At 67.7% G+C, this 14,571-nt stretch carries 16 protein-coding genes; 15 read left to right on the top strand and 1 reads right to left on the bottom strand.

Features of this window, described 5'->3' with window-relative positions; genetic code table 11:
• Positions 1-5 precede the first annotated feature (5 nt).
• The 15 genes from hisD to Cocul_RS01970 all read left to right on the top strand — a co-directional run bounded on the left by hisD (position 6) and on the right by Cocul_RS01970 (position 13,321).
• Entirely contained in the window at positions 6-1,322 is a 1,317-nt protein-coding gene (gene hisD, locus Cocul_RS01900; RefSeq protein ID WP_055122000.1) for a histidinol dehydrogenase, read from the top strand.
• Between the two features lie 4 nt (positions 1,323-1,326).
• Positions 1,327-2,451, top strand: coding sequence for a histidinol-phosphate transaminase (locus tag Cocul_RS01905; protein ID WP_055121620.1), 1,125 nt, complete (start codon positions 1,327-1,329; stop codon positions 2,449-2,451).
• Positions 2,452-2,491: 40 nt separating this feature from the next.
• Positions 2,492-3,094, top strand: a complete 603-nt coding sequence (gene hisB / locus Cocul_RS01910) for an imidazoleglycerol-phosphate dehydratase HisB (RefSeq protein ID WP_055121621.1) — start codon at positions 2,492-2,494, stop codon at positions 3,092-3,094.
• 1 nt (position 3,095) lies between these two features.
• Positions 3,096-3,302, top strand: coding sequence for a hypothetical protein (locus Cocul_RS01915; RefSeq protein ID WP_055121622.1), 207 nt, complete (start codon positions 3,096-3,098; stop codon positions 3,300-3,302).
• A 60-nt stretch (positions 3,303-3,362) separates the two neighbouring features.
• A complete protein-coding gene (locus Cocul_RS01920) occupies positions 3,363-4,649 on the top strand; it encodes an MFS transporter (RefSeq protein ID WP_055122001.1) in 1,287 nt (428 codons plus the stop codon).
• Between the two features lie 19 nt (positions 4,650-4,668).
• Positions 4,669-5,304, top strand: a complete 636-nt coding sequence (gene hisH, locus Cocul_RS01925) for an imidazole glycerol phosphate synthase subunit HisH (RefSeq protein ID WP_055121623.1) — start codon at positions 4,669-4,671, stop codon at positions 5,302-5,304.
• Positions 5,305-5,339: 35 nt separating this feature from the next.
• Positions 5,340-6,083 carry a bifunctional 1-(5-phosphoribosyl)-5-((5-phosphoribosylamino)methylideneamino)imidazole-4-carboxamide isomerase/phosphoribosylanthranilate isomerase PriA gene (gene priA / locus Cocul_RS01930; RefSeq protein ID WP_055121624.1) on the top strand — a complete coding sequence of 248 codons (744 nt, stop codon included), beginning with the start codon at positions 5,340-5,342 and terminating at the stop codon, positions 6,081-6,083.
• 57 nt (positions 6,084-6,140) lie between these two features.
• Positions 6,141-6,971 carry an inositol monophosphatase family protein gene (locus Cocul_RS01935; RefSeq protein ID WP_055121625.1) on the top strand — a complete coding sequence of 277 codons (831 nt, stop codon included), beginning with the start codon at positions 6,141-6,143 and terminating at the stop codon, positions 6,969-6,971.
• 50 nt (positions 6,972-7,021) lie between these two features.
• On the top strand, positions 7,022-7,786 hold the full coding sequence (gene hisF, locus Cocul_RS01940) for an imidazole glycerol phosphate synthase subunit HisF (protein WP_055121626.1): 765 nt from the start codon (positions 7,022-7,024) through the stop codon (positions 7,784-7,786).
• On the top strand, positions 7,783-8,151 hold the full coding sequence (hisI, locus tag Cocul_RS01945) for a phosphoribosyl-AMP cyclohydrolase (protein WP_055121627.1): 369 nt from the start codon (positions 7,783-7,785) through the stop codon (positions 8,149-8,151). Before hisF ends, hisI begins: the two co-directional genes overlap by 4 nt.
• Entirely contained in the window at positions 8,148-8,822 is a 675-nt protein-coding gene (locus Cocul_RS01950) for a TIGR02234 family membrane protein (protein ID WP_055121628.1), read from the top strand. Before hisI ends, Cocul_RS01950 begins: the two co-directional genes overlap by 4 nt.
• Positions 8,823-8,950: 128 nt before the next feature.
• A complete protein-coding gene (locus Cocul_RS01955; RefSeq protein WP_055121629.1) occupies positions 8,951-9,772 on the top strand; it encodes an indole-3-glycerol phosphate synthase TrpC in 822 nt (273 codons plus the stop codon).
• Positions 9,773-9,898: 126 nt separating this feature from the next.
• Positions 9,899-10,780 (top strand): prolipoprotein diacylglyceryl transferase, encoded by an 882-nt coding sequence (lgt, locus tag Cocul_RS01960; RefSeq protein WP_055121630.1) that lies wholly within the window; start codon positions 9,899-9,901, stop codon positions 10,778-10,780.
• A gap of 108 nt (positions 10,781-10,888) precedes the next feature.
• Positions 10,889-12,337 carry a pyruvate kinase gene (gene pyk, locus Cocul_RS01965; RefSeq protein WP_055121631.1) on the top strand — a complete coding sequence of 483 codons (1,449 nt, stop codon included), beginning with the start codon at positions 10,889-10,891 and terminating at the stop codon, positions 12,335-12,337.
• Positions 12,338-12,400: 63 nt separating this feature from the next.
• Positions 12,401-13,321 carry an NAD(P)/FAD-dependent oxidoreductase gene (locus Cocul_RS01970; protein WP_055121632.1) on the top strand — a complete coding sequence of 307 codons (921 nt, stop codon included), beginning with the start codon at positions 12,401-12,403 and terminating at the stop codon, positions 13,319-13,321.
• On the opposite strand, the gene Cocul_RS01975 is transcribed toward Cocul_RS01970, so the two are convergent.
• A complete protein-coding gene (locus Cocul_RS01975) occupies positions 13,318-14,571 on the bottom strand; it encodes an amidohydrolase (RefSeq protein WP_055121633.1) in 1,254 nt (417 codons plus the stop codon). The genes Cocul_RS01970 and Cocul_RS01975 overlap by 4 nt on opposite strands.

Below are 14,571 nucleotides of genomic sequence, written 5' to 3' on the forward strand. Positions count from 1 at the left end.
CTATGATGATGCAGCGTATTGATCTCACCGGTGGCCACCCCACCACCGCGGAACTCCGCCGTCGATTGCCCCGAGGGCGTACCGACGTCACGGCGGTATCGGAGACCGTGGCCCCCATCATCGCGGAGATCCAGGAGCGCGGCGCGCAGGCGGCCCTGGACTACGGGGAACGCTTTGACGGGGTGCGCCCGCAAGCCGTGCGCGTTCCCCGGGAGGTCATGGAGGCCGCCGTCTCCGCCCTATCCCCGGACGTCCGCGCGGCGCTCACCGAGGCGATCACGCGGGTGCGCCGCGTCCACGCGGATCAAGTACCCGCCGAGCACACCACGGAACTTGGCTCCGGCGCGAGAGTGATCGAGCGCTTTGCCCCCATCGAGCGGGTGGGTCTGTACGTTCCCGGTGGTAGGGCCGTGTATCCCTCCAGCGTGATGATGAACGTGATTCCGGCCCAGGAGGCCGGGGTGGAGTCGATGGTGGTGGCCTCGCCACCGCAGGCCGATCACGGCGGATGGCCGCACCCCACGATCCTCGCGGCCTCGGCACTGCTGGGGGTGGAGGAGGTTTGGGCCGTGGGCGGCGCGCAGGCCGTGGCCCTGATGGCGTATGGCGATGAGCAGGCGGGCCTGGCCCCGGTGGACATGATCACCGGCCCCGGCAATATCTTTGTCACCGCCGCCAAGCGCCTGGTGCGCGGCGTGGTGGGTACGGACGTGGAGGCCGGCCCCACGGAGATCGCCATCGTGGCCGATGAGAGCGCCGATCCGGTGTACGTGGCCTATGACCTGATTAGCCAGGCCGAGCACGATCCCCTGGCCGCGAGCGTGCTGATTACGGATTCGCCCGCCTTGGCGGATGCGGTGGAGCGGGAGGTGGCGCAGCGCTACACCGTCACCGCCAACGCCGAGCGCGTGGCGGAGGCGCTGCGGGGGGATCAATCCGGGATCGTGCTGGTGGACTCGATCGACGCCGCCCTGCACGCCGCCGACGCCTACGCCGCCGAGCACCTGGAGATTCACACCCGGCAGGCGGAGGCCGACGCCGCGCGTATCCGCCACGCCGGGGCGATCTTTGTGGGGCCGTATTCCCCCGTGCCGTTGGGCGATTACGCGGCGGGCTCCAATCACGTGCTGCCCACCTCGGGCACCGCGCGCTTTTCCCCGGGCCTGTCTACCCACACGTTCCTGCGCCCGGTGAACACCATCGTGTATGACCGTGCGGCGCTGGAGCAGATCGCGCCGGCGATCATCACCCTGGCCGACGAGGAGCGGCTTCCGGCCCACGGCGAGGCCATCCGGGCTCGCTTTGATTCCAAGGAGGAATGAGCAGATGACGCGCGACTACGCCGAGGCGACGGTGGCCCCCCAGGTTCGGTTGGATGAGGTGCCCCTGCGCGAGGAACTGCGCGGTAAGCACCCCTACGGGGCGCCGCAGCTTCAGGTGCCGGTGCAGTTGAACACCAATGAGAATCCCTATCCGCCGTCGCCGGCCCTGGTGGATAAGATCGCCCGCCACGTGAGCGAGGCTGCGGGTAGCCTCAACCGATACCCCGACCGCGATGCCACGCGGCTGCGCCGCGCCCTGGCCGGGTACGTGAGCGCGCAGACCGGCACCAGGGTGAGCGAGGATAATCTCTGGGCGGCCAATGGCTCTAATGAGGTTCTTCAGCAGTTGCTTCAGGCCTTTGGCGGGCCGGGGCGCACCGCGCTGAGTTTTAGCCCCAGTTACTCGATGCACCCGATCCTCAGCGAGGGGACGCAAACCACCTGGCTGAGCGTGCCGCGCGACTCCCACTTCCAGATCGACGTGGAGGAGGCGCTGGCGGTGCTGCGGGAGAAGCGCCCCGAGGTGGTGTTTATCACCACCCCGAACAATCCCACCGGCTCGGTGCTGCCGCTGCCGGATCTGCGCCGCCTGGTGGAACAGGCCCCCGGCATCGTCATCGTGGACGAGGCGTACATGGAGTTCTCCGATTCCCCCTCGGCGGTGAGCCTGGTGGCGGAGTATCCCACCACGGTGGTGGTATCCCGCACCATGTCCAAGGCCTTTGACTTCGCCGGCGGACGCCTGGGCTATTTGGTGGCCGCTCCGGCGATCATCGAGGCGATCATGCTGGTGCGCCTGCCGTACCACCTCTCCACGCTGAGCCAGGTGACGGCCCTGGCCGCCCTGGAACACGCGGGGGAGACCCTAGCCACGGTGCGCACCATCGTGGGGGAGCGCGAGAGGGTGGCGAAGGCGTTGGGCGAGATGGGGGCCACGGTGGTGCCGAGCGAGTCGAACTTCCTGCTTTTCGGCGGGTTGGCCGATGCCGCTGCCGCATGGCAGCGCTTCCTGGATCAGGGGGTGCTCATCCGGGACGTGGGTATTCCCGGCCACCTCCGGGTGACCATCGGCAAGCCGGAGGAAAACGATGCCTTCTTGAGCGCCGCCCAAGGCATCTTTGGCGGCTAGGGCCGCGATGATCGGGATAACCAGAAAGGATCTTTCAACTATGCCGCAACGCATTGGCCGCGCCGAGCGGGCCACCAGCGAATCCCAGATTTCCGTGGAGATCAACCTTGACGGCGCCGGAACCGCTCAGATTAATACCGGCCTGCCCTTTTTTGACCACATGCTCACCGCCTTTGCCACCCACGGCTGCGTGGATCTCACGGTGCAAGCCAAAGGTGATATTGAGGTGGACGCCCATCACACCGTGGAGGACACCGCGATTGTGCTGGGCACGGCGATTGCTCAAGCGCTAGGCACCAAGGCGGGAATCCGCCGCTTTGGCTCCCAACAACTGCCGATGGACGAGGCCCTGGTAGAGGCCGTGGTGGATATTTCCGGCCGACCGTACTTTGAGATGCGCGGGGAGCCGGAGCACATGGTGCACCAGATCATCGGGGGGCACTACGCCACGGTGATTAACCGGCACTTCTTTGCATCCCTGGCCTTCCACTCCCACATCACCCTGCACCTGGTGTGCCACTATGGGCGCGATCCGCACCACATTACGGAGGCGGAGTACAAGGCGGTGGCACGCGCACTGCGCCAGGCCTGGGAACCCGATCCCCGGGTGAAAGACATTCCCTCCACCAAGGGGGCGCTCTAGCATGGAGACGCTGCTCGCGGCCGCCCAGGGGGCCAATAGCACGAATAACTGGTTTATTTACCTCATGTTTGCGGTGGCCGGGATCCTGGTGGGCGGCACGTGGTCCGCTTACCAAAACGGCGCGAAGAAACTCACCCTTGTGTGTGGTACGCTTGCCGCCCTCGCCCTGGCGGGGGCGATACTGTGGCTGATAGGAGGAATGAGGTAAGTGGCAGATCGGGAGTACGGCCAGCACACCCAGAGCGCGGAAGCGCGGCGGATCAGCAGCGTGTGGCAGACTCCCGGTTATATTCCCACCCTGCTGGCGGTGGCCTGTGCTTTCGGCTCGTGGTCGCTCCTGCTGCCGGTGGTGCCCTCGGCGGTGCTCGACGCGGGCGGCGGCGATCTGCTGGCCGGGGCCACCACCGGCATTTTCATGGCGGCCACGGTGCTCACCCAGATGTGTACCCCGGCGCTGCTGCGGCGCGTGGGCTATAACCCCGTGATGGTGGCCTCCGCGCTCATGCTGGGGCTGCCCTCCCTGGGGTACCTGATGGGCATGGACGCGGCACCGGCCCTGCTGTTTTCCGCGCTGCGCGGGGTGGGCTTTGGCGCGCTCACCGTGGCGGAATCGGCCCTGGTTGCGGAGCTGGTGCCCGTGCGGTTTCTGGGGAAGGCCTCGGGAATGTTGGGGGTGTTCATCGGCCTGGCACAGATGGCATTCCTGCCCCTGGGCCTCGTCCTGGGTCAGACGGCCCTGGGATACCCGGGGGTGTACGTGCTCGCGGCGGCGGTGGGTGCGCTGGCGGGGGCGATGTGCCTGCGGATTCCCAAGCTGAAGGCCTCGCGGACGGCCCCGGCGGAAACCCCGGACGCCCGGCGGGAGGAGGAACCCCGCCCCCTGCCCGCCGTGTCCACCTGGAAGCTGGTGACGGTGCCCGCCCTGGCCGTCACGAGCATCTCCATGAGCTTCGGGGCGGTCTCCTCGTTCCTCCCGGCGGCGGTCACGGCGCTGGACGCGGATCTCGGGGCGCTGTTGGCGGGCTTCATACTTTCTATCGTGGGTGGAGCCTCCATGATCTTCCGGTACTTCTCCGGTATGTTTGCGGATCGTCGCGGCACGCCCGGAGCGCTGATGATTCCCGGGCAGGTGTTGGCGGGCCTGGGCGTGGCGCTGACCGCCGCCGTGCTGATGGCCGAGGGGTCGGTGTGGTGGTTGGTGCTGGGGGCGGTGGCCTTTGGCGGTGGCTTTGGCGTGGTGCAAAACGAGGCGCTGTTGTCCATGTTCCTGCGGCTGCCGCGGTCGAAGGTCTCGGAGGCCTCGGCCATCTGGAATATCGCCTACGATTCCGGCACGGGGGTGGGTTCCTTCCTCCTGGGCGCGGTGGCGGCCCGCGCGGCGTATTCCGGTGCCTTTGCCACGGCGGCGGCGCTCATCGCGGTGGGCATCGCGCTCACGGCGGCCGATGCCTTCGCCGGGCGGCATAGGCTCACGGAGTATCACAACACCCGCGCGCGCCTGCGGCAGATTCCGGCGGCGCGGCGGGCGTGGCGGCTGGTGCGGCGGCGTCGATAAGCGCAGTAGAATAATCCGCATGTCTGCGCATGTGGCTCTTTTAGATTATGGTGCTGGTAATTTGCGTTCGGCACAGCGGGCCTTAGAGCACGTGGGTGCCCGGGTGAGCGTGACCGCCGAGGCGGAGGTGGCCACGCAGGCCGACGGCCTGGTGGTGCCCGGAGTGGGGGCCTTTTCCTACTGCATGGAGGGCCTGCGCAGTATTTACGGGCCGCGCATCATCGGCCAACGCCTAGCCGGGGGCCGCCCGGTGCTGGGTATCTGCGTGGGGCACCAGATCTTATTCGAGCGCGGGGTGGAGCATGGCGTGGACACGCCGGGCTGCGGGCAGTGGCCGGGCGTGGTGGAGCAACTACAAGCCCCGGTGCTGCCGCACGTGGGGTGGAACACGGTGCAGCGGCCGCAGGATTCCGCGATGTTTGCGGGCATTGATCCTCAGGAGCGTTTTTATTTTGTGCATTCCTTTGGCGTGCGCACCTGGGAGTTTGAGGGCGATGACCTCACCGAACCCCCGGCGGTGACCTGGGCTGAACACGGCGGTGATCGCTTTGTTGCGGCGGTGGAGAACGGCCCGCTGTGGGCCACGCAGTTCCACCCGGAGAAGTCCGGGGAGGCGGGCCTGCGGCTGCTGCGCAACTGGGTGGAGCAATTATAGCCAGGGGCGCGGGCGCGCGGCTAGACTGTGTGGCTATGATCCTGACACTCCTGCCCGCAGTAGACATTTCCGAAGGCAAGGCGGTGCGCCTGCACCAGGGGGCGGCCGGGACGGAAAAGTCCTACGGCAGCCCCCTCGACGCCGCCCTGGCCTGGCAGGAGCAGGGCGCGCAGTGGGTGCATCTGGTGGACATTGACGCCGCCTTTGGGCGCGGGAGCAACCACGAGATCCTGGCGGAGATCGCCGGGAAGCTGGACATTTCCGTGGACATCGCCGGGGGAATCCGCGATGACGCCTCCGTGGAGCGAGCCCTGGCCACCGGGGCCTCGCGGATCAACATCGGCACGGCGGCCATAGAAAACCCCGAGTGGATCGCGCGTGTGCTGGAGCGCCACGGCGATACCGTGGCTATTGATCTGGCCGCGCAGGAAGTTGAGGGAGAATGGCGGGCTAAGACGCGCGGCTGGGCGGCCGACGCCGGCGATCTCTGGGAGGTCTTGGAGCGCCTCGACTCGGCGGGCTGCCAGCGTTTCGTGGTCACGGACGTATCCCGGGACGGCACGCTCGGCGGCCCGAACGTGGATCTCCTGTGGGAGGTCGCCGCCGCTACCGACGCCGCCGTGACCGCCTCGGGGGGCATCTCCACGGTGGCCGATATTACCGCGCTGGCCCGGGTGGCCGAGGAGGGCATTGATTCCGCCATCGTGGGCAAGGCCCTCTACGAGGGAACCGTGAGCCTGCCAGAGGCGCTGGCGGCGCTGGAAGCGCTCGCGCGGTAGCAAAACCGAAGGAATACGAGGCAGCATTTTGCCCAGGCGCAAGCGTAAGGAGGCCGCGTGGACGCGCAAGAATTACTGGCCATAGCGCAGGCCGTGGTGGACGAGGCCGAGGCCCTTTTCCTGCGCGGGGTGGGCACGCTTGAGCGCCACGAGAAGGCGCCGGGGGAGTACGTCACCGACGTGGATCTGCGCATCGAGGACTACGTGCGCACCACGCTCATTCAGCTCACCGGGATCTCCGTATATGGGGAGGAACACGGCGGGCGGCTGGGTTCGGACCCGGTGTGGGTGATCGATCCCATCGACGGCACCGCCAACTACGCCGTGGGCAACCCGCTTTGCTCCATCTTGTTGAGCCTCCTGGTGGATTGTCGGCCGGTGTTGGCCATCAGTTCCCTGCCGCTGCTCGGGCGCAGGCTGAGCGCCTGGGAGGGGGGAGGATTGCAGGTCAACGGCAGCCCCGCCACCCCGCTGAGGGCCGCGGATAAGGACGCTAAGGATAAGGATATAGCCCAGGTGGGCCTCTCCTCGCTGTCCTCCCAGACGCGGTGCGGGTATTCCACCTTCACCCGCCATCGGCTCCTGGCCCGCCTCTCCCAGACCTACCTGCGCCCCCGCGTGACCGGCTCGGTGGGGGTGGATCTGGCTTTTGCCGCGCAGGGGATCTTTGCCGGGGCCATCTCCTTCTCCCCGCATGCCTGGGATAACGCCGCCGGTGCTTTGCTGATCAGCGAGGCCGGGGGAGTGGTCACCGACATTGCCGGGAGACCCTGGACCCCGGAGTCCTCCGGCCTGGTGGCGGGCGATGCCGCCACTCACGCGGTGGTGCTGAGTACCATGAAAATGGCATTATTACCGGAAGGGGATCGCGCTGATGACCAGCGCTAATCCCCCAAGAATCCCAAAAATTACGCGATAGAGACGGTGGAAGGTAACCGATGGCGCTAGCGGTGCGGGTGATCCCCTGCCTGGACGTTGATGAAGGCCGTGTGGTCAAGGGCATCAACTTTGCTGACCTTAAGGACGCGGGCGACCCCGTGGAACTGGCCACGCGCTACGGGCGCGAGGGGGCAGACGAGGTGACCTTCCTCGACGTGAGCGCCTCGGCCGCCGGGCGCGGCACCATGATCGAGGTGGTGCGCCGCACCGCCGAGGCCCTGTTCATTCCGCTCACCGTGGGCGGCGGGGTGCGCAGCGCTAAGGACGTGCGCGCCCTGCTGCGTGCCGGGGCGGATAAGGTCTCGGTCAACACCGCGGCGCTGGCCCGCCCGGAGTTGCTGAGGGAGCTTTCCCAGCAGTTCGGCGCCCAGTGCATCGTGCTCTCCGTGGACGCGCGCCGCAGTGCGGAGCAACCCTCCGGCTTCGAGGTGACCACGCACGGGGGGCGTCGTTCCGCAGGCGTGGACGCCGTGGCCTGGGCGCGCCGGGCGCAGGAGCTGGGTGTGGGGGAGATCCTGCTGAACTCGATGGACGCCGATGGCACCCGCGATGGCTTTGACCTCGAACTCATTCGGGCGGTGCGGGCGGCGGTGACCATTCCCGTGATCGCCTCGGGCGGTGCGGGCAGCGCGGCGGACTTTCCACCCGCCGTGGAGGCCGGGGCGGATGCCGTGCTGGCTGCCTCGATCTTCCACTTTGGGATGACCTCTATCCCCGAGGTTAAGGCGGGTCTGGCCGAGGCGGGCCAGGAGGTACGGCGATGAGCGCGGCGGTGGAGCAGTACACCCTCGATGCGGACATCGCGCGCCGGGTGCGCTTCAACCAGGAGGGGCTGGTGCCGGCCATCGCTCAGGACGCTCGCAGCGGTGCCGTGCTCATGCTGGCCTGGATGGACGCCACGGCGCTGGCGCACACGCTGGCCACCCGGCAGGGCACCTACTGGTCGCGCTCGCGCGGGGAATACTGGATCAAGGGCGCCACCTCCGGGCACACCCAGGCGGTGCGTGAGGTGCGCCTGGATTGCGATGGCGATACCGTGCTGCTCCTCGTGGATCAGGAGGGGGCGGCCTGCCACACGGGGGATCGCACGTGCTTCGATGCGGGCCTCCTTGTGGGTGAGCCCGCATGAGCGCGGCGGCCTCGCGCCGGCCCGGCCGCGTGGCGGCGCTGGGATTGCTGGTGGCCGCGGGCCTGAACTGGGCGGCCTCGCGCATGACGTGGTTGGACGTGGAGGCCTTCGACGATAAATCGGGGGCCGTCTCCGCCTCGTTAACGGGGGCCACCTGGGCCACGGAACTCACCGCCGTGGCGCTGCTGCTGGCCGCCGGGTGCGTGGCTGGTTTGGCTTTACGACGCCTCGGCCGCCGCGTGGTCGGCACCGTGTGCGCCTTGGCGGGGGCCGGGATAGCCTGGATTCCCGTGCGCACCCTGAACCAGGAGATCGATACCCAGCGCGTACACAGTCTGCTCAGCAGCAGCGTGGAGGGGGGAGCGCAGACCGCCACCGGAACCCAGGCGGGATCGGTGACGCTCTCGGAGTGGGCGGAAATATCCTCGGTGACCCTGCACTACGCGGGCCCCGGGCTCAGCGTGGCCGGGGCGGCGATCGCCCTGGTGTGCGGGATTATCCTGGCCCTGCGCCCGGGGCAGGACGCTGCCACGATGAACCGTTACGAGCGCAAGCAGAGCCGCCAGCAACGCCTGCGCGATGACCTTAACAACGCACCGGATTCCGGGCGCGTGATGTGGGACGCGCTGGACGCGGATATTGATCCCACGGAGGACACGCGGCGAGACTAGCCGGCGGGCGGCCCGGTGGCCCGGCGGCGAGGCCACGTGATTTTTCTCTGTTCTGCGCAGCGGTTATCCTGTGTGGGGAATCCACAGGTGGTATGAGTCACGTCCGGGACATGAGCGGAGGAGGGGCCATGGGACTTTCCGCGGTTGTTGATCCCATTCCCGCCCTGGCCCGCCACCACCTCGCCCTGCGCGAGGCGCGGCTGCCCTTCCAGGAGATCAAGGCGCGCTCGCGCGCCGTCGCCCCCGCGCGCGATGCCGTGGCGGCCCTGCTGCGCAGCGGCTGCGGGGTGATCCCCGAATTACGGGGCCTGACCTCCTCGGACGCGCGAGAAAGCGGAGTCCAGGAGGCGGCGCGCGGATACGAGGAGGAAGGCGCGCACCTCATCGCCTGCCACGCGGAACCGCAGCGCTTTCTCGGGGCGCTGGCCACGATGGTGCAGGTGCGCCCCGCAGTGAGCGTGCCGGTGATGGCGCGGGGGCTGTTCTTTGACCCCTACCAGATCCACGAGGCCCGGGTATTCGGGGCCGATGTGATCCCCCTGCACGTAAAATACCTGGACGAGTACCGCCTGGTGGCCCTGGCGGATCGGGCGGAATCCCTGGGCATGGTGGCCCTGGCGGAGGTGCGCACCCCGGAGGAGGCCGGGCGCGCCCTGGACGCGGGCCTGCGGGTGCTGGGGATCAACACCAGGGATCGGCACACAGGGGCGGCGGACTCAGAACTCTTTGCGGAAATAGCCGCCGGGCTGCCGGAATCCGCCCTGTGCGTGGGGCTCGCCGGGGTGGAGGACCCCAGCGATCTGCTGTCCTACGCCGCCAACGGCGCGGATGCCGTGGTGGTGGGGCGCGCGGTGCGCGGGAGCGCGGGAATCCGGGAGAGCCTCCGCGCGCTCACGGCGGCGGGGCAGCACCCGGCCTGCGCGGCGCGGAGGGTCAAACCCGCGCGGTGAGCGCGGCTGGGCTTTTTTCTTGTGCGTCCGTCCTTGTGTGCCTGTTCTTGTGTGCCCGGGTGCGCTTTCCCGCGCGGGCCCGGGTGGGGCAGCGCGACCCGTGGGCGATGAGGCACACTGATAGGCGTGCGTGTTGATTACTTAGCCAATATTCCCTCCCCGCCGCAGGGCGTGTGGTACCTCGGCCCGGTGCCCATCCGCGCCTATGCGCTGTGCATCATCGCCGGAATCGTGGTGGCGCTGTGGCTGACCACCCGGCGCTACGCGGCTCGCGGGGGCGATCCCAACCTGGTTCTGGACGTGGCCATCGTGGCCATTCCCGCCGGAATCATCGGCGGGCGGATTTATCACGTGCTCACGGACTGGCCCAAGTACTTTGGGGAGGGGGCCAACCCGATCGACGCGCTGAAGATCACCAACGGCGGCCTGGGGATCTGGGGCGCGGTGGCCCTGGGTGGGCTGGCGGTGTGGTGGTACCTGCGGCGGAAGAAGGTGGCGCTGGGCCCCTTCGCGGACGCCGTGGCTCCCGGGGTGATCCTGGCGCAGGCCATTGGGCGCCTGGGCAACTGGTTTAATCAGGAGCTCTACGGCCGTCCCACGGAGGTGCCCTGGGCGCTGGATATTTATCAACGAGTAGACGAGCAGGGCCGTCCCGCCCCGGTGACGGGAACCTCCACGGGGGAGGTGCTGACCTCGGTGCACCCCACATTCCTGTACGAGATGATGTGGAACCTAGCGATCTTCGCGCTTTTGTTGTGGATCGACCGGCGCTTCACGCTGCGCGGCGGTCAGCTCTTTGCCCTCTACGTGGCGGGATACACGGTGGGGCGGTTCTGGATCGAGCTCATGCGCGACGATCCCGCCACCCTGGTGGGGGGCCTGCGGATCAACACCATCGTCTCCGCGGTGGTGTGCGCCGGGGCGGTGGCGGCGTTCTTTGCGCTGCGCAGGCGGGGGACTATCGACGCCGCCGAGGGCACCGCTGGCAGCGAGGCGAGCGAGCGCTGAGACGGGTACATTGGCATACGGAAGAGGCCCGGATAACCCCACAGGAGTGGGCGTATTCGGGCGCATATCCGTGGAGACCGGACGCGATTATCAGTAGGGTGGAATAACGTGGATAGAAGAACAAAGATTGTTTGTACTCTCGGCCCGGCCGTGGCGAGCGAGACCGCCATCTTGGATCTGGTCAACGACGGCATGAACGTCGCGCGCATGAACTTCTCGCACGGCTCGCACGAGGATCACGCACAGAACTACGCCTGGGTGCGCCAGGCCGCCAACAAGACCGGCAAGGCCGTGGGCATCCTGGCCGACCTCCAGGGCCCCAAGATCCGCCTGGGCACGTTCACCGAGGGCGCTACCCGCTGGGAGACCGGCGAGATCATCCGCATTACCACCGAGGACGTGGAAGGCACGCACGACCGCGTGTCCACCACCTACAAGGGCCTGGCCAACGACGCCAAGGCGGGCGATCGCCTGCTGGTGGATGACGGCAAGGTGGGCCTGGTGTGCCTTGAGGTAGAGGGCAACGACGTGGTGTGCAAGGTCACCGAGGGCGGCCCCGTCTCCGACCACAAGGGCGTTTCCCTCCCCGGTATGGACGTCTCCGTGCCCGCGTTGTCCGAGAAGGACATCCGAGACCTGCGCTTCGCCCTGGAACTCGGCGTGGACATCATCGCGCTGTCCTTCGTGCGTTCTCCCGGCGACGTTGACCTGGTGCACGAGGTCATGGACGAGGTAGGCCGCCGGGTGCCCGTGGTGGCCAAGCTGGAGAAGCCGGAGGCCGTGGACGCCCTGGAATCCATCGTGCTGGCCTTCGACGGCATCATGATCGCCCGCGGCGACCTCGGCGTGGAGGTGCCCCTGGAACAGGTGCCGCTCTTCCAGAAGCGCGCGATCCAGGTGGCCCGCGAGAACGCCAAGCCCGTGATCGTGGCCACCCAGATGCTGGACTCCATGATCCAGAACTCGCGCCCCACCCGCGCCGAGGCCTCCGACGTCGCCAATGCCGTGCTCGACGGCGCGGACGCCGTGATGCTCTCCGGCGAGACCTCCGTGGGCGTGGACCCGCACAATGTGGTGCGCACCATGGCCCGCATCGTGCGCCAGGCCGAGGACGGCGGCGTGGTTCCCCCGCTCTCGCACATTCCGCGCACCAAGCGCGGCGTGATCTCCTACTCCGCCCGTGACATCGCCGAGCGCCTCGGCGCCAAGGCTCTGGTGGCGTTCACCACCTCCGGCGATACCGCCCGCCGTGTGGCCCGCCTGCACTCGCACCTGCCGCTTTTGGCATTCACTCCTAACGAGTCCGTGCGCTCGCAGCTGGCCCTGAGCTGGGGAACGCGGACGTTCCTGGTGGACGATGTGGACTCCACCGACCGCATGATGGAAGAGGTCAACGCGGAACTGCTGGAGATGAAGGAATACTCCCGCGATGACATGGTGGTGGTGGTGGCCGGTACGCCTCCCGGAATCCAGGGCAACACCAACATGATCCACGTGCATCTGCTGGGCGATAGCTTCAGCAAGGCCGAGGCGCAGTCCGCGCGCGGGGACGAGTAGGGCATCCTTGCCGCTTAAGACTCCCACTGTAAGTGGGAGTCTTTTTCATTAGGGTGGGGTGACATGGCGCAGCACTGGGATCTCATCATTATTGGCGGTTCGGCAGCGGGGGTAGCAGCAGCGCTCACTTCTGGGCGCTCCCTGCGCCGCACCCTCGTGGTGGATGCGGGTGCCCCGCGCAATCGCTTTGCCGCCTACATGCACAACGTGGTGGGGTTTGATGGCAAGGAACCTGCGGAGTTTGTGGCGGCGGGCCGGGCCGAGGCCCAGGCCTATGGGGTGGAGTTTGTGAGCGGCGCCGTGACCCGGCTTGCCGAAGGCACGGTTGGAATGGACGTGACCTTTACTACCGATTCCGGTTCGGCCACTCACCGCGCACGTCGCGTGCTGCTGGCCACCGGTGCGGTGGACGTATTGCCGGAGATCCCCGGCCTGGAACGGCACTGGGGAAGCGGCGTTCTGCACTGCCCCTACTGCCACGGCTACGAGGTAGCACATAAACGCCTAGGCGTGATCGCCACCTCGCCGATGAGCGAGCACCAGGCAAAACTGCTTACCCAATGGACGAGCGACCTCACGCTTTTTGCGCAAGGCATGGAACTGGAGTCCGCCGAGAGGCTGCGCGCACACGGAGCGCGCCTGGTGGAGGCCTCGGTGATGGAGTTGGTGGGGGAACCGAGTGCGCTTGCAGCGGTGCGCACTGCGGCAGGTGAATACCCAGTAGATGCGGTATTCGTGGGAACCATACTGCGCCTTGAACTCGGCTTTGCCTCGGAGTTGAGCCTTGCCACCACGCAGACCCCGATGGGGGAGGCCTTAGAGGTAAATAACATGGGCCAAACTTCCCACCCGCTCGTGTACGCGGCCGGAAACGTGTGTAACCCCGGGGCGATCGTCCCCGTGGCCGCCGGGGCGGGTGCTCAGGCCGCTGCCGTTATCAACATGACGTTGGTGGAGGAGGATATAGCGGGGCAGGGGGTTTAGATTCCCAAATACGCCAACACCGCCGCCGCCCCCGCGCGGGTGGCGGCCGCCACGGTGGGCTCATAATCCGGGAGGAAGGTGGGCATGTGGTTCACGGGGACGTCCTGGCCCACGCTGTTATTGGCCACTGCCTTGTCCCATACCTCGGGCGGGGTGCAGCCCACTAGCCAGAAGAGGTAGGGCACGCCGAAGGCGCGGGGAATGTGGGAGAAGTCCTCGGAGACGGTGGAGCGGGCGGAGTCCACGGAATTGCGGCCAAACACATCGTCAAACACCGGGCGCACGCGGTCGAACACGGCCGGGGAGTTATCGGTGAGTTCCCCGTGGGAGAAGAACTCGAATTGTGGGGGCTGCGGGGAGCCGGAGGCCTCGCACTCGGCGGTGACCACGCGGCGAATGGCGCGCAGCACGTGGCGCTTGACGTCCTCGTTGTAGAACCGGCAATTGAGCACGATCTCGGCGGTATCGGGGATGATGTTGTTGGTGCTGCCGGAGCGCAGGGAACCCACGGTGACCACGGCGAACTCGTTGGGGTCCACCTCGCGGCCCACGATTCCTTGCAGGCGCACCACGATCATGGCGGCGAGGTAGGTGGGGTCGATGGCGCGGTGCGGCATGGAGCCGTGGGCGCTGCGCCCGGTGACGGTGATTTTGATGGAGTTGGTGGAGGCCAGCTGCGCGCCGGGCATGGTCTGTACCTCTCCGGCGCGGCCGGGCATGACGTGCTGGCCAAAGCACACGTCGGGTTTGGGAATGTGGCGGGCCAGCCCGTCGGCCACCATCGCGTCCGCGCCGGTGCCGGTTTCCTCGGCGGGCTGGAAGAGGGCGATGAAGGTGCCTTTCCAGTGCTCGCGGGAGGCGTCGAGAAGCGCGCATACGCCCATGAGGGCGGTGGTGTGCATGTCGTGCCCACAGGCGTGCATGACGGGGGTGGTGGAGCCGTCGGGGCGGGCCTGGACGCGGGTAGAGGCGTAAGAAACGCCGGTGGCCTCCTTGACGGGGAGGGCGTCGAAGTCGGCGCGCATGAGCGCGGTGGGGCCCTCGCCGTTGCGGAAGATGGCGACGATGCCGAAGCCGCCGATCTGGGTGATGACCTCACAGCGGAAGCGTTCCAGCATGGTTTCGATGCGCTGCGCGGTGGCGCGCTCCAGCCCGGAGAGCTCCGGGTGCTCGTGAAGATCCTCGTAGAAGGCGCGCTGGAAGGTGAGATCGACGGAATTGGTCTGCAACAACTGAGCAATGGTGCCCAT

Source organism: Corynebacterium oculi (assembly GCF_001412105.1).
Taxonomy (GTDB): Bacteria; Actinomycetota; Actinomycetes; order Mycobacteriales; family Mycobacteriaceae; genus Corynebacterium; species Corynebacterium oculi.